The sequence below is a fragment of the Gammaproteobacteria bacterium genome (assembly GCA_029862005.1).
Taxonomy (GTDB): Bacteria; Pseudomonadota; Gammaproteobacteria.
The window spans coordinates 21,462-41,057 of sequence record JAOTYD010000029.1 but is presented as its reverse complement, the minus strand read 5'-3'; the positions used below and the strand labels follow the sequence as shown (position 1 = coordinate 41,057).

Here is a 19,596-nt window from a genome sequence, read left to right as displayed (position 1 = left end):
GAAATCCTGATTGCCTACGGCAGCGTTCAGTTCGCATCGAAGGCAGGCACGCTCGCCGGCAACCATTTCGCCACGATCACTTCCGATCTGGACAAGCTGCGCGAGATTGGCATCGCCACGCTGTGGAAAGGCGCCAAACCGATCCTGTTTGAAATTTGACTTTGCCCGGCGCCCGTATCGTAGAAATAAAGACCACGCTTGCGGGTGAGCGCAAGGAATTTAACTGTGAGCTGCTGAAGCGTGCCAAGGGCGAGATCGCCATGATATATCGAATGCCTCGCGACATACAGCTTGAAGACCTGCTGCTGCCGAAAAACTCGATCAGCATCGGATATTTCTGGGAGGACCGGGCCTACAACGCCTACCACTGGATTGACCACCAATGCCAAACGCTGGCGTTATACTTTAATATCTGCGATAACACCCACATATCCACTGATCAGGTCGCGTGGCGCGACCTGGCCGTGGATGTGCTGATTTCGCCTGACCTGCGTTGCCGAGTGCTGGATGAAGACGAATTGCCCGATGACCTTGATCGCAACCTGCGCGCCTATATCGAAACTGCGCGCGATGCCCTGTGTGCGGATCCCGGCAGGCTGTTATCCGAGTTTGAAGCACGGCGGCGGGAGCTGTTGCCGGAGGCCTGATCATGCCGCTTGAACTCTGGCTAGCTTATGTCGCCACCAGTACTGTCGTACTGGCGATCCCGGGCCCGACCATCCTGCTGGTGTTGAGCTATTCGATTGCGCATGGGCGTAAGGCCACATTACCTGTGGTCGCCGGCGTAGCGCTTGGCGACTCGGTCGCAATCACGCTGTCATTGATCGGCGTGGGTACCCTGCTCGCAGCATCGGCTTTCTGGTTTACGATCGTCAAGTGGATCGGCGGCCTCTACCTGATCTACCTCGGTATTCTGCTGCTGCGTGCTGCCGGCAACCCGGTGCCCGAACAGGTCCAGCAAACTCCGGAGGTGGCAGCGCACAAGCTTTTCGGCAACGCCTTTGTCGTCACCGCCCTGAATCCCAAGAGCATCGTGTTTTTTATCGCCCTGCTGCCGCAGTTCATCAGCGCCGCACACCCGGTGATACCGCAATTGTGGATTCTCGGGGTAACCTTTGTCGTGCTCGCCACCATTGGTGCGACCAGTTACGCCCTGTTTGCAGCGTCAATTCGACGCCTGCTCGCGTCCCCACGCGCGCAAAGAATCTATAGCCTGGTCGGTGGTGGGCTGTTGTTTGGTGCCGGGATTTGGGCACTCGGTGCAAAGCGTGTAATCTCTGCGGCATGATGCGATTCCGTCTTATCAGCTTTCTGACCTGCTGTTGCCTGTTGCTGGTGCTTTCCGGCTGCGGTAACAAGGGCGCCCTGGTATTGCCCGAGGAAGAAGAGAAAAAGGCCAAGAATGTTAGCGGATAGGTATGGATCATTTCGAATATAAACAGGGTGAACTCTATTGCGAAGACATCGCGATTACCGATCTTGCCGCTAACTACGGTACCCCGCTGTTCGTCTATTCACGGGCTACGCTGGAGCGCCATTGGCATGCCTTCGATAACGCGCTTGACGGGCACGATCACCTGGTCTGTTACGCGGTCAAGGCAAACTCCAATCTCGCCGTATTGAACCTGCTGGCACGCCTCGGCTCGGGCTTCGATATTGTTTCCGGTGGTGAACTGCAGCGCGTGCTGCAGGCTGGCGGCAAGGCGGAGCGCATCGTCTTTTCCGGGGTTGGTAAACTGGCGCATGAAATCGAAACCGCGCTGGATCTGGATATTCTCTGCTTCAACGTCGAGTCCGCGCAGGAACTCGATCGCACCAATGAAATTGCCGGGCGCAAAGGCAAGACGGCGCGGGTTTCGTTTCGCGTCAATCCCGACGTCGACGCCAAGACACATCCCTACATTTCCACCGGGCTCAAAGAAAACAAGTTCGGCATCCCTTTCAGCGATGCCGAGCAGATTTACCTCGACGCATCCGCGCTCGATAACATCGATGTCATCGGTATGGACTGTCACATCGGTTCACAGTTAACCGAAATGTCACCGTATATCGATGCATTTGATCGACTGCTGGAGTTGATCGATCGCTTGCGACAACAGGGCGTCAATATTCATCACCTGGACCTCGGTGGCGGCCTCGGAATCCGTTATCGCGACGAGGAGCCGCCGCTACCTGCCGAATGGGCCAGCGCCCTGCGTGAGCACCTGCAAAAGTTCGATGGCACTATCATCATCGAACCCGGTCGCGCTATTGCCGGCAATGCGGGCATCCTGGTCAGCCGGGTCAACTATCTGAAGCACGGGCCCGACAAAAACTTCGCCGTAATCGATGCGGCGATGAACGACCTGATCAGACCTTCGCTCTACGGTGCCTGGCAGGAAATTATCCCGGTCAGGCAAGACAGCTCTGCTCGCGAGCAGACTTACGACGTGGTCGGCGCAATTTGTGAATCGAGCGACTTTCTCGGCAAGGATCGCAGCTTGAGCCTCGAGCAAGATGACTTGCTCGCAATTCGATCGAGTGGAGCTTACGCGTTCGGCATGGCGTCAAATTACAATACGCGAGCACGTGCGGCCGAGGTTATGGTCGATGGCGACATGCATTTCTGCGTGCGCAAACGCGAGAGCTTTGCCGACCTGATTCGCGGTGAGTCCCTGTTGCCGTGAAATTGAGATTTGCGAAGATGCACGGTCTCGGTAACGATTTTGCCGTTATCGATGCGATCAACCAGCATTTTGAACCGCGCCCCGAACTGGTGAGGCGTTGGGCCGACCGCTACGATGGCATCGGTTTTGATCAAATGCTGATCGTTGAAAAACCCGATAACCACGCCGCTGCATTCAAGTACCGGATCTTTAACGCCGATGGCGGCGAAGTCGCGCAATGCGGTAATGGCGCGCGCTGTTTCGCGCGCTTCGTGCGTGAACAGGGTCTGACCACGCTCGACGTTATCCCGGTGGAAACGAGCTCGGGCCTGTTGAAACTCGAAGCGATCGATACGACCCGTTACCGCGTCGATATGGGCATTCCGCGATTTGACCCGGCCGAAATTCCATTGCGGGCAGAGCGACGGCAGGATCTCTACCAGACCGATTACGAGGGCCATGAAATCAGTTTCAGCGCAATGTCGATCGGAAATCCGCACATGGTTATCCAGGTTGACGATGTAGATACCGCGGGCGTAGAGACCATGGGACCCCATTTCGAGGCAAACCTGTTATTCCCCGACAGCGTGAACGTCGGCTTTATGCAGATCCTTGCGCGCGATACTTTCAAATTGCGCGTTTTCGAGCGCGGCGTGGGTGAAACCCGCGCTTGCGGCAGTGGCGCCTGTGCCGCGATGGTTGCCGGGGTGCAGCTCGGCCTGCTGGAACCGGTCGCAAAAGCGGTGCTAGTAGGCGGCGAACTCAAACTGGAATGGCAAGGTGACGCAAACCCCGTTATGATGACGGGCGAAACGGCTATGGTTTATCAGGGCGAAATCAATTATGAGTGAAGTATCCGCTGAACAGCAGCAATCCGATCCAACAGACGAGACAAAAGTGGTTCAGTACCTGCGAGACAATCCCGAAGTGCTGATGTCTTACCCGGAGGTTTTTTCCTCCCTTGTGATTCCGCACAAGACCGGTGGCGCAACTTCGCTGGTGGAACGCCAGCTCAAGTTACTGCGCGAAGAAAACCAGACACTGAAGGCCAAAATCGACGAGCTGGTCGGTATTGCCCGCGAAAACGAGGAGCTGAATCAGCGTTTTCATCGCCTTGCACTGGAGCTGATGAATACCGATCAGTTGCACGACATACTGTCGATGGTGCAGGACCAGGTGCAAACCTTCTTTTATACCGATTTTGTCTGTTTCCGCTTTCTTCCGGGTGTTAGCGAGACAGAAAATATTCTTGACGGGCTTTATCTTGATAGCGAAAGCGGCATCGTCGATAGTGTCAAACCCTGGATTGAAGCGCGCAAACCGGTCTGTGGCCAACAGGACGAAAAGATCAACCGCGAGCTATTCGGCCCGGATATCCGCATTGGTTCGAGCGCATTGATCCCGCTGTACCACACTGGCAATCTCGGGCTATTGTGCCTCGGCAGCGTTAACGCCGATCGTTTCGGTGTCAGCATGGGTACTATCTTTCTTCAGCAGTTGGGCGAACTGGTCAGTACGCGTTTGCAGAGCCTGCTGCAGGCGGAGTAGCCCGGATGGACCAGGATCTGGACCTGTTCATCCAGATGTTACGCAGTGAAAAGTATTACTCACCGCATACCTGCACAAACTACCGGCGCGATCTGAATCAGTTCAGGCAATACCTGGCTGGCCAGGGGATTGAAACCTGGGCGCAGGTCGGCCATGCGCAGGTCAGCGGTTTTGCCGCCAAACGCCATCGCCTCGGGCGCAAGAGCCGCACTATTCAACGTGAACTATCCTCGATTCGCAGCTTTTACCAGTTTCTGATCCGCAGCGCGGTGGTTACAAAAAATCCGGCGCTCGACGTGAGTGCGCCTAAAAGAGACAAGCCCCTGCCCAAAACCTGCGATGCCGAAACCATCGACCGCTTGCTGTCTATTCCCGATGACAGCAACGCAGTTCAGGTTCGTGACGCGGCTATTTTCGAATTGATTTACTCCTCGGGCCTGCGACTCGCCGAGCTGGTCAATATCAATCTCGATGACATTGATTTGTCACAGCAGCAACTGGTGGTTACCGGCAAGGGAAATAAAACCCGTTACCTGCCGGTCGGCTCAAGGGCCGTTACCGCGGTAAAGCGCTGGCTAAAACTGCGCCAGGATTTCACCCAGGACAGTCAACAGGTGGCCCTGTTTCTGAGCAAGCAGGGCAAGCGTATCTCGCCGCGCAACGTGCAAAGCCGGCTCAACCAGTTGATCCAGTGCCAGGCACTCGATCAGCATTTGTCACCACACACGTTGCGCCACTCTTTTGCCACCCATATGCTCGAATCCAGTTCGGACCTGCGTGCGGTGCAGGAACTGCTCGGGCACGCGAATATCGCGACCACCCAGGTATACACGCATCTCGACTTTCAGCACCTGGCCAGGGTATACGACGGGGCACACCCACGCGCCAAGCGCAAATAAGGTCGGCCAGGCGCCAAACCTGTGGCGATGACCCTGAAAACTTGTATTTATTTCCGTTCGCCCATATATCACAATGTCCATAATGAAATTGCCGGGGCGGGATCTTGGAACAGTTCGAAGGCACTACGATATTATCGGTGCGTCGTAATAACAGCGTTGTGATTGGCGGTGACGGCCAGGTCAGCCTGGGTAACACCATCATGAAAGGAAACGCACGCAAGGTACGCCGGCTTTACCTGGATAAAGTCGTCGCCGGATTTGCCGGGGGTACTGCCGACGCATTTCTGCTGTTCGAGCTATTCGAAGGTAAACTCGAGAAACACAATGGCCAGATGGTTCGCGCCGCGGTCGAACTGGCGAAGGAATGGCGCTCCGATCGCGCGCTGCGACGCCTCGAAGCACTGCTTTGCGTCGCCAATGAAGAGGCTTCACTGATTATCTCGGGTAACGGAGACGTCATTGAACCGGAAGATAGCCTGATGGCAGTCGGTTCGGGCGGCGCCTATGCCCAGGCAGCCGCACGCGCGATGCTTGACACGACCGAGATGAGTGCACGCGAAATTGTCGAGAAGGGATTGCAGATCGCCGGCGAAATCTGTGTATTTACCAATCTCAATCATACTTTCGAAGCTATCGATTACTAGGTTAAAGCCTTGGATACCAAAACCATTACCCAGTCGCCGATGACCCCGCGCGAGATTTCGCAGGAACTCGATAATCATATCATCGGTCAGGACAAGGCCAAACGTGCGGTCGCAATCGCGCTGCGCAACCGCTGGCGACGCCAGCAAGTCAGCGAAGAGCTGCGCAACGAAATTACGCCCAAGAATATACTGATGATGGGACCCACCGGGGTTGGTAAAACCGAGATCGCGCGTCGCCTGGCGCGACTTGCGAACGCGCCTTTTATCAAGGTTGAAGCAACCAAGTTTACCGAGGTCGGTTACGTCGGCCGTGATGTCGAGTCCATCATCCGTGACCTTGTTGATGTGTCGATCAAGCAAATGCGCGAGTCGGAAGTCGGCCGGGTGCGCCACCGCGCCGAGGATGCCGCCGAGGAGAAGGTGCTGGATGCATTACTGCCCCGTCCGAAAGACATTACCGGGGAAGAGGATGCCAGCAGTGACGGCACGCGTCAGAAATTCCGCAAAATGCTGCGCGAGGGCAAAATCAACGACAAGGAGATCGAAATTGATCTGCAGCTGCCGTCGCTTGGTGTTGAGATTATGGCGCCCCCTGGAATGGAGGATATGACCAACCAGCTGCAGGGCCTGTTCCAGAACCTGGGTAACCAGAAAACCAAGACACGTAAATTGCGCGTCGAGGATGCGCTCAAAATGCTGACCGACGAAGAGGCCGCAAAGTTAATCAACGAGGATGAACTGAAACTGACAGCACTCGAAAACGCGGAACAAAACGGCATCGTTTTTATCGATGAAATCGACAAGGTTGCAAAGCGGGGCGAAACCAGTGGCACCGACGTATCGCGTGAGGGCGTGCAGCGCGACCTGTTACCCCTGGTCGAGGGCTGCACCGTAACTACCAAAGCCGGCATGATTAAAACGGATCATATTTTATTCATCGCCTCGGGCGCCTTTCACGTTGCCAAGCCCAGCGACCTGATCCCGGAACTGCAGGGGCGTCTGCCGATACGGGTCGAACTCTCGGCGCTGACCGTGAACGATTTCGTGCGCATCCTGCGTGAGCCGAACGCCTCGCTGACGGAACAGTACACTGCGCTGATGGAAACCGAAGGTGTCGGCCTGGTCTTTACCGATGACAGTCTTGCACGCATTGCCGAGGTTGCCTGGCAGGTTAACGAAAAGCAGGAAAATATAGGTGCACGCCGTTTACATACGGTGATGGAGCGACTGCTCGATACTGTCAGTTTCGAGGCTTCGGACATGGTCGATCAAACCATTACTATCGATGCCGAATACGTTAACGAGCATCTCGGTGAGCTGTCACTGGATGAAGACCTGTCACAGTACATACTCTGATGAAGCCGACCGAAATAAATTTGCATAAAATGTCGCGCGTGCTCGAACTCAGCTTTGAGGACGGTTCAAGTTTCAAGTTGCCGGTCGAGTACTTGAGGGTCTACTCGCCTTCCGCGGAAGTGCAGGGTCATGGTCCCGGTCAGGACGTGCTGCAGGTTGGCAAGGAGGACGTCAATATCAACAATATCGAACCGATGGGCCATTACGCGATCAAGCTGGCTTTCGACGATAATCACGATACCGGCATTTACAGCTGGGACTACCTGTACGAACTCGGCGTAACCTACGAAGAAAGATGGCAACATTACCTGGAGCGGCTCGAAGCCGAGGGCCACAAGCGCAAGCCAGGCGCTTAAAGAGCAACAATCTCGTGTGATCGGGAATCGTGTGAACCCTAAAGGCGCGGCCGGGGACTCCGTGTGGCGCAGCTAAAAGGGATGCGGCCATGGCGTTACCGGCGCGGGAATGACGCAATCGATGTCACGTGTTATGGTTCGATGATGCGCGAAAAATCTACCACAGACTTTGGTTTCGAAGAGATCCCGGTCACGGAAAAGCAGGGCCGGGTGGGTGCCGTGTTCAGTTCGGTCGCGCAAAAATACGACCTGATGAACGACGTCATGTCGCTGGGCGTGCATCACCTGTGGAAGCGCTTTACACTTGAAATGTGTGGTTTGCGACCCGGTCACAAAGTGCTCGACCTCGCCGGTGGCACCGGCGACCTGGCGTTTAAACAGGCACAGATGGTCGGTAAAGACGGTCTTGTTGTTCTGGCTGATATTAACGCCGAGATGTTACACCGGGGGCGAGACCGGTTGATCGACAATGGCGTCGTTAGTCGAGCCGAAGCCGTGCAATGTAACGCCGAGTTATTACCATTTGCTGACAATTATTTCGACTGCATCACCATTGCCTTTGGTCTGCGCAATTTCACTGACAAAGCTGCAGCACTGGCATCGATACAGCGCATTCTGAAACCCGGTGGTCGTCTTTGCGTGCTCGAGTTTTCCAAACCGCTTTACCAGCCATTGGATAAGCTCTACGATTTTTACTCCTTCAATATTCTGCCGCGCATGGGTGAATTTATTGCCGGCGACCGCGACAGTTACCAGTATCTTGCCGAGTCGATTCGAATGCATCCGGACCAGGAGGCGTTGAAACAAATCATTATCGAACAGGGTGGTTTTGACGAAGTCGAGGTGCATAATCTCAGCGGCGGTATCGTTGCCCTGCATCGTGCTTTCAAGTACTAGGTGGTCATTTCACCGTGCAATCTGCAGACAGCTTAAATGCAAACTTCCTCGAATCGATACAGAATTCGCTCCTCGTCGCAGCCGAAATCGGTGCCAATCGCCTGCTCGGTCTGGACGAGGATGCGCTCGCGGGTTGTCAGGAATTGCAAGGGTACTGCATTGCCATCGATATCACCGATCTCGATTTCCAGCTCTATTGTCATCCGGGATCCTGGGGTATTCGTCTGAGTCGAAGCGCGGGACCGCTCAATCCACCGGACGCGACGATTTCTGGACGCCTGATCAGCCTGGTCAACCTCGCGTCACTGGATGACAAGGTTTCGACATCGATGCAGGAACGCGTCAGCTTCCGGGGTAACGTGGCGCTGGCACAAAAAATGCAGAAGATTCTGTCCGACCTGGATATCGACTGGGAGGAAGCGCTGGCACGACGCACCGGGGATGTAGTGGCTTTCCAGGTCCATCAGCGCTCACGCGCGCTCGGAACCTGGTTGCGACAAAGTGCTGACTCATTGCTGCAGACCAGCAGTGAGTACCTACGCGAAGAGGCGCGTCTCAGTCCAACGGTGACCGAGTTCGAGGATTTTCAATCCCGGCTTACCGAGCTCAAGCATGATGTCGCGCGCGCCGAGGCCAGGCTGCAGCAGTTGCTCACAAAAACTGATCCGCGGTGATGCGTAACCTGTCACGCCTGATCTCGATCAACTTCACGCTAGCCCGTTTCGGGCTCGACGAAATCGTTTTATCGATGCATTTCTACCGCCCGCTATACTGGCTGGGCAAGATTAATCCGTTTAACTGGTTTCGAGGCAACGACCGCAGCGAGGCCGTGCGCCTGCGCTTATGCATAGAGTCGCTGGGGCCGATCTTCATCAAGTTCGGGCAGATGATGTCAACACGACGTGATCTGTTCGGTGATGAAATTGCCGACGAACTCGAGAAATTACTCGACCAGGTACCACCCTTCCCCTGGCACCAGGCACGCGACATTATCGAGCAACAACTGGGTATGCCGCTGGAGCGGGCGTTCGGCAAATTTGATGAACGTGAAATCGCCTCTGCCTCGATTGCGCAGGTATATGGCGCGCAACTGCCTGACGGCCAGGACGTCGTTGTCAAGATCGTACGCCCCGGCATCGAACAGAAGATTCGCCAGGATATCGAGGTGTTGATGCTGCTCGCGAAAATGGCCGATCGCTATTGGCAACAAGCCAGGCGGGTTAAGCCTATCCAGATAGTGCGCGAATTCGAAACCACTATCTTCAATGAGCTCGACCTGGTTCGGGAAGCCGCGAACGCCAGTGAACTGCGCCGCAATTTCGAGGATTCACCCGACCTCTATGTGCCATCTGTGCACTGGGATTATTGCCGCTCCCGCGTCATGGTCATGGAGCGCATCAGCGGTATCCCAATATCTGATATCAAGCAGCTGCAAAAACACGACATCAACCTCGAGGTTTTATCACGCAAGGGTGTAGAAATCTTTTTTACGCAGGTATTTGATCACAATTACTTCCATGCCGACATGCACCCGGGCAATATTTTCGTTGCTGCCAGCAATCCCCAGAACCCAAGGTATATCGCGGTTGATTTTGGCATCATGGGATCCCTGTCAACCAGCGATCAACGCTACCTTGCGGAAAATTTCGTTGCATTTTTCAATCGCGATTACCGGCGTGTCGCCGAACTGCATGTCGATTCGGGCTGGGTCGATCATGGCACCCGTATCGACGAATTCGAAGCCACTATCCGCAGTGTTTGCGAGCCCATGTTTCAACGCCCGCTGGCAGAAATCTCGTTCGGCCAGCTACTGCTGCGCCTGTTCCAGACAGCACGTGCATTTAACATGGAAATTCAGCCCCAGCTGCTGTTACTTGAAAAAACCTTTCTGCATATTGAGGGAATCGGCCGGCAATTGTATCCCCAGCTGGATCTCTGGGACACGGCCAAACCCTTTATCGAGCGCTGGCTTTCCGAGCAGCTGGGTACCGGCGCCCTGATCAAGGGCATGAAAAAAAACCTGCCTTACATCGCCGAACACTTGCCGGATCTTCCCCAGCTTGCTTTCAAGGCGCTTGATCGGATTGCCAACGATGAACTCCGGGTGGAACTGCGCTCGCAACAGATTGACGCGCTAAAGCACGAAATTCGCCGGGCAAACCGGCGCAGTATCCGCGCCGTTATCGGCGGCAGCTTTGTGATCAGCGCCAGTATCATTATGGGGCTCGACGGTATTGCTCCGATCATGGTGGGAAGCGGGCAAATCATTATGCCACTGCTGAGCGCGGCCCTGGCAATACCCGGAATTTACCTGCTAATCAGCAGCTATCTCGACGATTAGCACTGTTCCCTGGTCAGGTTTTTATTGAGGTGCTTGCCATGCTTGAAACCCTTCCAGTAGGCCGATTTAACTTCTTCGCGGAATTCTTCAGGAATGGATTCGAGATATTCGTTGTAATCTCGGTTGAAGACTTTCTCATCCTCGCAAAACTTGCGCTTGTAGGCGAGTTGGCCGGTCAATTCGGCGATACGTAAATGCCGGAATTTCGGGTCTTCGGGTGGCAGCTCTTCCTTGACTTCCTCGGCCTCGGATTCCGCCTTGGCCGTACTCTTGTCTTCGATCACATTCGCTTCGTCGGTCGGCTCACTTCGAACCCGTGAACGTGTCAGGCGCTCACATTCATCCGTCGACAATAACGGGGTTTCCTCTTTGCTTTTATCGAAACCTTCCTGGAAAGCATCACGCATGGGATCACGACTTTCTTCGGGCATCAATTGAACGCGCTGGGTAAATTCGGCCAGCACACCGGCTTCGCCGCACTGCAGGCGCGAATAACTTAGCGTACCAAGCGTTCTCGACAGGTTGACAATGGTGCTGGTGGCATTTTCGAGCGCCGCGGCATCCGCTTCGACACTGTCTCCGGTAGTTTGTTGGCCAAGTTCGACAATGGCCTTATCGATAATCTGCATGATCGAATTCAAGCCCTGATCCAGTAACTCGGCTCGAGCAGAAAACGACTGGCTCGACAGGATAAATAGTACAAGCAGTAATTTTATAGATTTCATGGCTTTACCGTAATCTGCTGATATGCAGGATTAAATCATGGATCACCGGGTTCATCCAGTGCCCAGCGCGCTCGATTTTTGCGCTGCATCACAAATTCGAGGATAATGCGGCCTCTTCCAGGCTGTATCACCGAATTGAAACACCAAAATAATCACTCATGGTACTGCCACAGGGTCATTTTCAACAACCCCGGGCACCGCGATTGCAGCCCGGCCGCGTGCTCGTTGTTCAGAACTGATAGCAAATCACTGCTGGAAAGCAAACTTTTTTTACCTTGCCTGATCCTGAAATGAAACCGACGTCGCCCCGAATCGGGTTTGTCAGCCTGGGATGTCCGAAAGCGACCGTCGACTCGGAACAGGTTATTACGCAGTTGCAGGCTGAAGGCTATGACATCGTACCTGAATTCGATAACGCAGATATGGTTATCGTAAATACCTGTGGATTTATCGATAGCGCCGTCGAAGAGTCACTCGACACGATCGGTGAGGCGCTGCTCCACAACGGCAGGGTCATCGTCACCGGCTGTCTCGGCAAACGCGCCGACTTGATCAACGATCGCTTTCCTTCGCTGCTCGCCGTCACCGGCCCCCACGCCCGAGATGAAGTCATGCAGGCAGTGCATCAACACTTGCCGGCGCCTCATGATCCGTTCCTGGACCTGGTACCAAAACAGGGCGTGCGCCTGACGCCGCGGCATTATGCCTACCTGAAAATATCCGAAGGCTGTAATCATCGATGCAGCTTTTGCATCATCCCATCACTGCGCGGTGACCTGGTAAGCAGACCCATCGATGAAGTCATGCATGAAGCACAGGTCCTGGTCGATGCGGGAATTCGAGAGATACTGGTCATTTCGCAGGACACCAGCGCCTACGGCGTGGATTGCAAATACACCACCCGATTCTGGCAAGGTCAGCCACTGCAGACCCGGTTTCTCGACCTGGCCCGCGCGCTGGGTCAGTTAGGTGTCTGGATTCGCCTGCACTACGTTTACCCCTACCCGCACGTCGATGACGTGATTCCGCTGATGGCTGACGGCGCTATCCTGCCTTACCTGGATATCCCGATGCAACACGCAAGCCCGCGCATCCTGAAGTCCATGAAAAGGCCTGGAAATCGTGATCGCATGCTCGACAGAATTCTGAAATGGCGTGAAATTTGTCCTGAAATTGTTATCCGCAGCACCTTTATCGTCGGGTTTCCGGGCGAAACCGAGGCCGATTTCGAGCAACTACTAGAGTTTCTCGAACTCGCGGCGCTCGACCGTGTCGGCTGTTTCACCTATTCAGCGGTCGAGGGCGCAAGCGCGAACGCATTTACCAACCCGGTACCCGAATCACTCAAGCAGGAGCGTTTTCATCGCTTCATGCTCAAACAGCAGGCGATCAGTGCGCAGAAATTGCAGCAGCGCGTCGGCCAACAAATGTCCATATTGGTGGAAACGGGTAGCGAGAATGGTTATATCGGGCGCAGTTATGCCGATGCGCCCGAGATAGACGGCGTGGTTCATATTGAAACGGATAGCAATTTACCCCTGGGTGAATTCTGCCATGTCGAGATTAGCGCCGCTGATGAGTACGATCTCTACGCGTCACTGAGCAAGTAGACTTTTTCACCTTGTACCCTGATCGGCAGGGACTCGAGGCTTTCCCCCGGACAGGGCCCCAGAACACATTCCCCGGTATCAATCAGAAAGCGTGCGTCGTGCACTGCACACTGGATCAACCTGCCCTCAATATCGAGGAACTGGTGATCAACCCAGTCCAGCGGTGAACCGGTATGCGGGCAGCTATTGCGATACCCAAAGCATTCACCGTCACGCCTTACCACGAATCCCTCGACAGTCTCTCCCGCGCAGTCCAGTGAAAATCCGTAGGAACCCGGATCGGACAACCTTTCCATCGTGCAAATAAACAATAAATTTTCCATATTTTTACTTATAAATCCTCGCTCAAAGCCGATAACGTGGGAGCCACAATAACAGGGCAAGAATCTGCATTCACCCCGGACCCGTTAAGGGAAGGGACACGGATACTGAACCGATGTTGCACGAGGTCGAACAAAATACCGACTGGGAGTCGAGATATCAAGACGCACTCAAGGATCTTGAGGCGCGCGAACAGCAGTGGGTGCAATGCGAGACGCTGCTGCGCATGGCGATCAGCCGCCTGAGTATTGCCGGCCGAGGGCTCGATGCCGGGCTCGACAAGCAGTTACGCACCATACAGGAGCTGTCGCGGGATAAGCATGACGATGAACTTGCCGCGGCACTACCACAGCTCGCTAAAATCGTAGCGTCGCTCGGAAATCCAAAAGCAGGCGCCAAATCGCGTCGTTCTGATCCCGTCATGCTAATGCTTGAATTGCTGCAGAACATTCACTTTAACGCAGCTCAACGTGGCCAGTTGAAGGATATCTGCTCGGAATTGCTGATCTCGGTCGCCAACGGTCATGATCGTGACTCGGTAAGCGCTTACATTCAGAAGCTTTCCGTGCTCATCAACGAAAATTTCGGCAGTAACAACATCAAGGGTACATCTTCCAGTTCTATCCTGCCGTTACTGCAGTTACTCGATCTCGACGAATCCACTTTAGAAAAGGCACGCGCATTGACGGGTGATACCGGTGAAGTAAGGGAGCAGGAACTGAATGCCCTGGCCAGTTTGATCAACACGCAAATCAACTCGAATTCCACCGGCGCTCAGTCCGATCAGATGATGACCACTCTGCTCGAAAAACTTGCGCTTATTCAAGGCGCAGACAGCGCCACCCAGGAGATCCAGACCCGCGTACACGAAGGCGTTGACGATGAACAATGGACCGATACTCTGAACGACATCGTTAACTCGATTTCGAGCTCACTTAAAAATCTCGAGCAGGAAAAACGCGGGCTTGAAAACTTTATTGTCAAGGTCACCGAACAGCTGGGTGATGTAACCCAGGCCATCAATGAAGATCAGAAGGACCAGGAGTCCAATTACGAGGATGCCAAATCGTTACAGGGTTTTGTGCAGGAAGGCATCGAGCTAATTCAGAAAAACTCCCGATCCAGCAATGACCTGCAGGAGTTGAAGTCCGAGATTTCAAAAAATATTGACGATATCAGTGGTGGCGTCGATGATTTTGCGGAACGCTTTGACGAGCGCCACGAGGCAACCGCAGAGCGCAACCTGAAGCTCACCGAGCAGCTCTCCCAGATGGAACAGGAGACTCAGGAATTACAGGTCATGCTGCAGGAGAACCGCACCAAACTGCTTTATGACGCGCTCACCGGTGTTTATAGCCGTATGGCCTACGACGAGCGTATTCAGCAGGAGCTCGCGCGCTGGACCCGTTACCAAACGCCGTTCAGCTACGTTATTCTCGACATCGATCACTTCAAACGGATCAATGATACCTATGGGCACAACGCGGGCGACAAGGCATTGAAACTTGTTGCGCAGCTGATGACGACCTATGTGCGCCAGTCGGATTATGTATTCCGCATCGGCGGCGAAGAATTCGTATTGTTGCTGACCAGCACCGCGCAGGACAATGCGAGCAAGTTGGTGGAAAAAATGCGTGCCGGCATTGCCGCCAGTAGTTTTCATTTCAAGGGCGAGCCGGTAACCCTGACATTGTCAGCAGGCATTACTGAAACCCGCGACGGTGATGATGTCGAGTCGATATACGAACGCGCCGATAAGGCCTTGTACAAGGCCAAGAATTCAGGGCGTGATTGCCAGTTTATTGCCGATTAGCCAGCCTCGGCAGCCGTCTTAGCAACAATGGTTAATGCATGCAATTCACCGGAAGCAATTTCATTGTTGACACAGGCGTAAACCAGCTGGTGACGTTTGATCGGGGACAGGCCCTCGAATGCATCGCTGATGACGTTGGCAACAAACTTGCCTTCGCCACCGCTGACTTCAACGGCCGCATCCGGCATCTGTGAGGCGATTAACTGTTGAATATGTTCTGGAGTCATGACCGGGGCACTTGAAGCGAGAATTTAATAAACAAACTATATTACATGAGAGGTAAGGAATAACCATGCAAAAGCTAATTTTAAGCGCAACGATACTAATGATGGTATTCGCCCAGGTAAATGCAGCAGATGACGAGGCAGAAGCCAGGGCGGCCTCGGCCTATATTTCACTGGGTGATCCGATGGTACTTAACCTGAGCGGCTCCAGGCGGCTCACTTTTCTGCAGCTCAGCGCCGATGTGCTGGTCAGTGATTCGGACGCAGAAGAGACCATCAAGACACATGTGCCGGCGATTCGGCATAGCCTGATCATGCTGCTCAGCGAGCAAAAAGCAGGCGATATCAAATCACCCGCCCGGCGCGAGGAAATCCGTCTGCAAGCGACATCACAGGTGCAGGCCTTAATTGCCGACCTTTCCGGCAGTGCGGTGGTCAGCGAAATCCTGTTCTCCAGTATTCTCGTTCAGTAATCCATTCGCGGCCCAACTCCACAAATTCCTACTGTAGGCTCGCGCGCAACTTCCCTGCTGCGCAGCGTCCCGCAAAGATATCCCGATACCCGCACCGTTAATGCCGTGTTGATCGATGGGACTGCGAATGGGTTATTTGGGATCGAGCTTAAGCGCTTCGTTATCCACGCTGATGATGGACTGGCCGTGCATAAATTCGAGCAACTGCTCACCCGCCATCGAAAAACGCCAACCCTGCATCAGGCGACTGCTTTTATAGTTCAGAATCAGGTTATCGATATCCTTGCGGGTTGCCAGCGTTGCGAGTGCAATCTGGTTCTGATCGGCGATCATCCTACATAAAGCCATCAGGCAGTCGCCCAGCGCCAGCTGTTGCTTGTTCAGACTTTTAAACCTGTCATGCTGTGGCCACTGTGCCGGGTCAACCTGAGCAGCATGCGCGATTATCTGCAATATCTCGTCGCCATAGCGCTTGGCGGTTTTATCACTCAACTCGGGAATTTGCACCAGGGCTTTAAGGTCAATCGGTTTCTGGCGCGCTATTTCAATCAGCGCATCATCCTTGGCGATCCAGCGGCGGGGTCGGTTCTGGCGCTGCGCCAGTCCCTCGCGCCATTGGCACAATTCACTCGCAATTTGCAGCTTTTCACCCTTGAGTTTCAACACCCCTTTGAGCCGCCGCCATAACCCCGCCTTGTCGACCTGGTAGGTTTTCGGGTCGCTCATAGCACGCAAATCTCTTTCGATCCAGCTGCTGCGCCCCGTCGACTCGAGCTTCTGGTTTAGTTCCTCGTAAACCGCCAACAGGTAGCGTACATCGTCCATCGCGTAATCGAGTTCATCCCGGCTCAACGGTCTGCGCAACCAGTTGGCGCGCGTATGTTTTTTATCGAGCGCCGTCCCGGTAACCTGCTGCACCAGCTCAGCATAGGAAATCTGGTAGTTGTAACCGAGCACCGCGGCGGCTAACTGGGTATCAAATACCGGTGATGGCACCGCTCCGAATTTCTGGTACAGGATTTCGAGATCTTGCGAAGACGAATGAAAAACCTTCAACAGGTTCTGCTTGACCAGTAACTCGGCCAACGGCGCAAAATCGTCGATGGCGAGCGGATCAACACAGGCTAAACGCTTATCGCTTGCGATCTGGATCAGCGCCAGTTCGGGGTAATAGGTGCTCTCGCGGATGAACTCGGTATCGATCGCACAATAGCCCGCTTCGCCCAGGCCGGCACAAAACTCGGCCAGCCTGGCATTGCTATCGATATATTCGTATTCATGCTGTCGAGTCAAAATGGATTATCTCATCAAGGCTTTGCGACGGATGTCGCGCAACACCACGAATACCCATGGCCAGATCAGCATGCCGATAAACGGCGCCCCGAAGAAAGTCAGCACCGGTGTTGGACGACCCAGAACACCCTCGACCCAGACAACGATCACCTGGTCAATTAACAGTAATGCGAATATGTAAATCGCTTGCTGCGCCAGCGCTAAAACGCGAATGCGCAGGTAAAGATTGAGGTTGATATAAATGATAATGATCAGCGGCAGGGTGTGTTGACCCAGCAGGGTTCCGAGGGAGGTATCAAGAATAATGCCGGTAAAAAATGCGTACCACAGACCGACCCGCTTGGGCAGGGCCATGCTCCAGTAAATCAGCGTCAGCGCTATCCAGTTCGGTCGATAGATCTGCACCCAGTCAGGTAAGGGCAGGATCATGAGCACCAGCGCTACCAGCAGACTCAAGTATATGACCAGATATTTCAGCTGCGACATGTTACTGTCTGGGCTTGATAACCAGCACTTCGCGACTGGAGTCAAGCCGTGCCTTCGGTTCGGCCAGAACCGAAACGAATCCGCGCACCTTGTCTTCATTGATTGCGGTAACCTTCGCTACCGGATAATCGGGTGGAAAGCGTCCGCCCAGGCCCGAAGTGACCAGTTCGTCATCGATCATGATATCCGCGGTCGCTGGCAGGTAGCGCAGTTCGAGCTGGCGCGTTGAGCCCCTGCCAAACGCAACCGAGCGCGTACCGCTGCGGATAAACTGTACCGGGATCGCGTGCTCCGGATCGGAAATCAGGATTATGGTTGCCGATTGTGGATTGACGTGTACGACCTGGCCCATGATACCGAAGTCGTCGATTACGGCGTGGCCTATCTCGACCCCATCGCTGCTCCCCTTGTTGATTTCGATGAGTTGACTATATGGATTCTGGTCTACCGATAAAAGCTCGGCGACGATAACATCATCGGCTATCTTGCGCGATGATCCCAGCAGGCTGCGCAAGCGCGCATTTTCTTCGGCCAGGATTTCGAACTTCTGCAGGCGCGCGTTGAGGATACGGCCTTCCGCTCTGAGTGCCTCGTTTTCTTTCAGTAATTCGGTATGTGAAGTGAACCAGTCGCTGAGCCAGTTGCCCCCGGTTGCCGGCAAGCTGACCATGTATATTAATGGGGAAATCGCCAGTGAAATCTTGGCGCGTACTATCTCGAGATGTTGAAAGCGATGATCGACGAACATCATCGCGAGACACAGCCCGATTAGAAACAGCGCCTGTAGTGTTGCGCCACGAACCTCTATTATTGTCTTCATTTAGACAGTGGCCGGTGTGCTTTTACTCTACCGCCAGGAAATCCAGTCCATGTTCATCGATCATTTCGAGCACCCGTCCACCCCCGCGGGCAACACAGGTCAGGGGATCTTCAGCGATAATGACAGGCAGCCCGGTTTCCTCCATGATTAAACGATCGAGGTCGCGTAACAACGCGCCGCCGCCGGTGAGCACAATGCCACGTTCGGCGATATCAGAGCCAAGTTCCGGGGGCGTTTGTTCGAGTGCATTCTTTACCGCGGAAATAATCCCGTAGAGTGGGTCCTGCAGCGCTTCCAGAATTTCGTTGCTGTTAAGCGTGAAACTGCGCGGTACACCCTCGGACAGGTTACGGCCCTTGACCTCCATTTCGAGCAAATCCTTGCCGGGATAAGCAGCCGCAATTTCCACCTTGATTCTTTCGGCGGTTGCCTCGCCGATCAAGATGCCGTAGTTGCGACGCACATAGTTGATAATAGCGTCATCAAATCGATCACCACCGATACGCACCGAGGCAGAGTAGACAATTCCATTCAGTGACATGACGGCAACCTCCGAGGTTCCGCCACCGATGTCGAGAACCATAGATCCCTGGGCTTCGTCCACCGGCATGCCGGCACCGATTGCAGCCGCCATCGGTTCTTCGATCAGGTAGACTTTGCGCGCGCCGGCACCGAGCGCCGACTCGCGGATCGCACGACGTTCAACCTGGGTTGCCCCGCAGGGAACACAGATCAACACGCGCGGGCTGGGTCGCATGAACTGGTTTTCGTGTACCTTGCGAATGAAATGCTGTAGCATTTTTTCGGTATAGGTGAAGTCGGCGATAACACCGTCTTTCATTGGGCGTTTTGCGGTGATATTCTCCGGGGTCCGACCCAGCATCTTCTTGGCGTCGGTACCGACTGCCTCGATCGACTTCGGACCACCGGGTCCACGATCCTGGCGTATTGCAACTACCGAAGGTTCGTTGAGAACAATTCCCTGACCACGGGAATAGATAAGCGTATTAGCCGTTCCCAGATCGATAGACAAATCATTGGATAACAAGCCTCGGATAGCTCCAAACATGTTGTGATTTTAACCTGCTATATAATATTTGAAGTGCGTCTGCACGAAATTTCCCAGCCCTGCGTAACTTTCACGC

Annotated in this window: 24 protein-coding genes; 17 read left to right on the top strand and 7 right to left on the bottom strand. The window is 54.3% G+C overall.

The features are described 5' to 3' along the window. The 14 genes from OES20_15150 to ubiB form a co-directional block, all read left to right on the top strand. Window positions 1-159, top strand: a 159-nt coding sequence (locus OES20_15150; protein MDH3636037.1) for a DUF3830 family protein, incomplete at its 5' end; no start/stop codon positions are given. Beyond that, window positions 156-647, top strand: coding sequence for a DUF402 domain-containing protein (locus OES20_15145; GenBank protein MDH3636036.1), 492 nt, complete (start codon window positions 156-158; stop codon window positions 645-647). The genes OES20_15150 and OES20_15145, both read left to right, overlap by 4 nt. Window positions 648-649: 2 nt before the next feature. Further along, a complete protein-coding gene (locus OES20_15140; protein MDH3636035.1) occupies window positions 650-1,288 on the top strand; it encodes a LysE family translocator in 639 nt (212 codons plus the stop codon). Further along, window positions 1,285-1,416 (top strand): lipoprotein, encoded by a 132-nt coding sequence (locus tag OES20_15135; GenBank protein MDH3636034.1) that lies wholly within the window; start codon window positions 1,285-1,287, stop codon window positions 1,414-1,416. The genes OES20_15140 and OES20_15135 overlap by 4 nt, the downstream gene beginning before the upstream one ends. A gap of 2 nt (window positions 1,417-1,418) precedes the next feature. After that, window positions 1,419-2,666: a diaminopimelate decarboxylase gene (lysA, locus tag OES20_15130; protein MDH3636033.1), complete on the top strand. Its 1,248-nt coding sequence runs from the start codon at window positions 1,419-1,421 to the stop codon at window positions 2,664-2,666. After that, on the top strand, window positions 2,663-3,496 hold the full coding sequence (gene dapF / locus OES20_15125) for a diaminopimelate epimerase (GenBank protein MDH3636032.1): 834 nt from the start codon (window positions 2,663-2,665) through the stop codon (window positions 3,494-3,496). Before lysA ends, dapF begins: the two co-directional genes overlap by 4 nt. Continuing rightward, a complete protein-coding gene (locus OES20_15120) occupies window positions 3,489-4,193 on the top strand; it encodes a DUF484 family protein (GenBank protein ID MDH3636031.1) in 705 nt (234 codons plus the stop codon). Before dapF ends, OES20_15120 begins: the two co-directional genes overlap by 8 nt. Before the next feature lie 5 nt (window positions 4,194-4,198). Further along, the gene (gene xerC, locus OES20_15115) at window positions 4,199-5,092 is read left to right on the top strand and encodes a tyrosine recombinase XerC (protein MDH3636030.1); all 894 of its coding nucleotides are present in this window, start codon (window positions 4,199-4,201) and stop codon (window positions 5,090-5,092) included. 104 nt (window positions 5,093-5,196) lie between these two features. After that, window positions 5,197-5,736, top strand: coding sequence for an ATP-dependent protease subunit HslV (hslV, locus tag OES20_15110; GenBank protein ID MDH3636029.1), 540 nt, complete (start codon window positions 5,197-5,199; stop codon window positions 5,734-5,736). Window positions 5,737-5,745: 9 nt separating this feature from the next. Next, entirely contained in the window at window positions 5,746-7,092 is a 1,347-nt protein-coding gene (gene hslU, locus OES20_15105) for an ATP-dependent protease ATPase subunit HslU (protein ID MDH3636028.1), read from the top strand. After that, complete coding sequence (locus tag OES20_15100; GenBank protein ID MDH3636027.1) at window positions 7,092-7,448, top strand: DUF971 domain-containing protein; 357 nt, start codon at window positions 7,092-7,094, stop codon at window positions 7,446-7,448. The genes hslU and OES20_15100 overlap by 1 nt, the downstream gene beginning before the upstream one ends. Window positions 7,449-7,592: 144 nt before the next feature. Further along, on the top strand, window positions 7,593-8,345 hold the full coding sequence (gene ubiE, locus OES20_15095; GenBank protein MDH3636026.1) for a bifunctional demethylmenaquinone methyltransferase/2-methoxy-6-polyprenyl-1,4-benzoquinol methylase UbiE: 753 nt from the start codon (window positions 7,593-7,595) through the stop codon (window positions 8,343-8,345). Between the two features lie 14 nt (window positions 8,346-8,359). Then, the gene (locus tag OES20_15090) at window positions 8,360-9,019 is read left to right on the top strand and encodes an SCP2 sterol-binding domain-containing protein (protein ID MDH3636025.1); all 660 of its coding nucleotides are present in this window, start codon (window positions 8,360-8,362) and stop codon (window positions 9,017-9,019) included. After that, window positions 9,019-10,686, top strand: coding sequence for a ubiquinone biosynthesis regulatory protein kinase UbiB (gene ubiB / locus OES20_15085; protein MDH3636024.1), 1,668 nt, complete (start codon window positions 9,019-9,021; stop codon window positions 10,684-10,686). The genes OES20_15090 and ubiB overlap by 1 nt, the downstream gene beginning before the upstream one ends. Here ubiB and OES20_15080 read toward each other — a convergent pair. Then, window positions 10,683-11,411, bottom strand: a complete 729-nt coding sequence (locus OES20_15080) for a hypothetical protein (GenBank protein MDH3636023.1) — start codon at window positions 11,409-11,411, stop codon at window positions 10,683-10,685. The two genes, ubiB and OES20_15080, sit on opposite strands and share 4 nt — an antisense overlap. 290 nt (window positions 11,412-11,701) lie before the next feature. On the opposite strand from OES20_15080, the gene rimO reads away from it, so the two are divergent. Continuing rightward, a complete protein-coding gene (gene rimO, locus OES20_15075; GenBank protein ID MDH3636022.1) occupies window positions 11,702-13,021 on the top strand; it encodes a 30S ribosomal protein S12 methylthiotransferase RimO in 1,320 nt (439 codons plus the stop codon). Here the strand turns inward: rimO and OES20_15070 are convergent. Further along, a complete protein-coding gene (locus OES20_15070) occupies window positions 13,000-13,344 on the bottom strand; it encodes a Rieske 2Fe-2S domain-containing protein (GenBank protein MDH3636021.1) in 345 nt (114 codons plus the stop codon). The genes rimO and OES20_15070 overlap by 22 nt on opposite strands. A 113-nt stretch (window positions 13,345-13,457) precedes the next feature. On the opposite strand from OES20_15070, the gene OES20_15065 reads away from it, so the two are divergent. Continuing rightward, the gene (locus tag OES20_15065; protein ID MDH3636020.1) at window positions 13,458-15,155 is read left to right on the top strand and encodes a diguanylate cyclase; all 1,698 of its coding nucleotides are present in this window, start codon (window positions 13,458-13,460) and stop codon (window positions 15,153-15,155) included. Here the strand turns inward: OES20_15065 and OES20_15060 are convergent. Then, window positions 15,152-15,382: a BolA/IbaG family iron-sulfur metabolism protein gene (locus OES20_15060; GenBank protein ID MDH3636019.1), complete on the bottom strand. Its 231-nt coding sequence runs from the start codon at window positions 15,380-15,382 to the stop codon at window positions 15,152-15,154. The two genes, OES20_15065 and OES20_15060, sit on opposite strands and share 4 nt — an antisense overlap. 65 nt (window positions 15,383-15,447) lie before the next feature. Here OES20_15060 and OES20_15055 point away from each other — a divergent pair, with 65 nt between their 5' ends. After that, window positions 15,448-15,852 (top strand): flagellar basal body-associated FliL family protein, encoded by a 405-nt coding sequence (locus OES20_15055; GenBank protein ID MDH3636018.1) that lies wholly within the window; start codon window positions 15,448-15,450, stop codon window positions 15,850-15,852. A gap of 132 nt (window positions 15,853-15,984) precedes the next feature. On the opposite strand, the gene rnd is transcribed toward OES20_15055, so the two are convergent. From rnd to OES20_15035, 4 genes are read right to left on the bottom strand one after another with little or no spacing between them, the layout of a single operon-like run. Next, the gene (rnd, locus tag OES20_15050; protein MDH3636017.1) at window positions 15,985-17,145 is read right to left on the bottom strand and encodes a ribonuclease D; all 1,161 of its coding nucleotides are present in this window, start codon (window positions 17,143-17,145) and stop codon (window positions 15,985-15,987) included. 6 nt (window positions 17,146-17,151) lie between these two features. Beyond that, window positions 17,152-17,631 carry a rod shape-determining protein MreD gene (mreD, locus tag OES20_15045; GenBank protein MDH3636016.1) on the bottom strand — a complete coding sequence of 160 codons (480 nt, stop codon included), beginning with the start codon at window positions 17,629-17,631 and terminating at the stop codon, window positions 17,152-17,154. A 1-nt stretch (window position 17,632) separates the two neighbouring features. Then, window positions 17,633-18,451: a rod shape-determining protein MreC gene (mreC, locus tag OES20_15040; GenBank protein MDH3636015.1), complete on the bottom strand. Its 819-nt coding sequence runs from the start codon at window positions 18,449-18,451 to the stop codon at window positions 17,633-17,635. A 22-nt stretch (window positions 18,452-18,473) separates the two neighbouring features. Beyond that, window positions 18,474-19,520: a rod shape-determining protein gene (locus OES20_15035; GenBank protein ID MDH3636014.1), complete on the bottom strand. Its 1,047-nt coding sequence runs from the start codon at window positions 19,518-19,520 to the stop codon at window positions 18,474-18,476. Between the last annotated feature and the right edge of the window lie 76 nt (window positions 19,521-19,596).

Bases quoted from the DNA above. Each gene is read 5' to 3' on its own strand.
- OES20_15140 (MDH3636035.1), top strand. From the start codon at position 650: ATGCCGCTTGAACTCTGGCTAGCTTATGTCGCCACCAGTACTGTCGTA.
- OES20_15135 (MDH3636034.1), top strand. From the start codon at position 1,285: ATGATGCGATTCCGTCTTATCAGCTTTCTGACCTGCTGTTGCCTGTTG.
- lysA (MDH3636033.1), top strand. From the start codon at position 1,419: ATGGATCATTTCGAATATAAACAGGGTGAACTCTATTGCGAAGACATC.
- OES20_15120 (MDH3636031.1), top strand. From the start codon at position 3,489: ATGAGTGAAGTATCCGCTGAACAGCAGCAATCCGATCCAACAGACGAG.
- xerC (MDH3636030.1), top strand. From the start codon at position 4,199: ATGGACCAGGATCTGGACCTGTTCATCCAGATGTTACGCAGTGAAAAG.
- OES20_15100 (MDH3636027.1), top strand. From the start codon at position 7,092: ATGAAGCCGACCGAAATAAATTTGCATAAAATGTCGCGCGTGCTCGAA.
- ubiE (MDH3636026.1), top strand. From the start codon at position 7,593: ATGCGCGAAAAATCTACCACAGACTTTGGTTTCGAAGAGATCCCGGTC.
- ubiB (MDH3636024.1), top strand. From the start codon at position 9,019: ATGCGTAACCTGTCACGCCTGATCTCGATCAACTTCACGCTAGCCCGT.
- OES20_15080 (MDH3636023.1), bottom strand. From the start codon at position 11,411: ATGAAATCTATAAAATTACTGCTTGTACTATTTATCCTGTCGAGCCAG.
- rimO (MDH3636022.1), top strand. From the start codon at position 11,702: ATGAAACCGACGTCGCCCCGAATCGGGTTTGTCAGCCTGGGATGTCCG.
- OES20_15070 (MDH3636021.1), bottom strand. From the start codon at position 13,344: ATGGAAAATTTATTGTTTATTTGCACGATGGAAAGGTTGTCCGATCCG.
- OES20_15065 (MDH3636020.1), top strand. From the start codon at position 13,458: ATGTTGCACGAGGTCGAACAAAATACCGACTGGGAGTCGAGATATCAA.
- OES20_15060 (MDH3636019.1), bottom strand. From the start codon at position 15,382: ATGACTCCAGAACATATTCAACAGTTAATCGCCTCACAGATGCCGGAT.
- OES20_15055 (MDH3636018.1), top strand. From the start codon at position 15,448: ATGCAAAAGCTAATTTTAAGCGCAACGATACTAATGATGGTATTCGCC.
- mreD (MDH3636016.1), bottom strand. From the start codon at position 17,631: ATGTCGCAGCTGAAATATCTGGTCATATACTTGAGTCTGCTGGTAGCG.
- mreC (MDH3636015.1), bottom strand. From the start codon at position 18,451: ATGAAGACAATAATAGAGGTTCGTGGCGCAACACTACAGGCGCTGTTT.
- OES20_15035 (MDH3636014.1), bottom strand. From the start codon at position 19,520: ATGTTTGGAGCTATCCGAGGCTTGTTATCCAATGATTTGTCTATCGAT.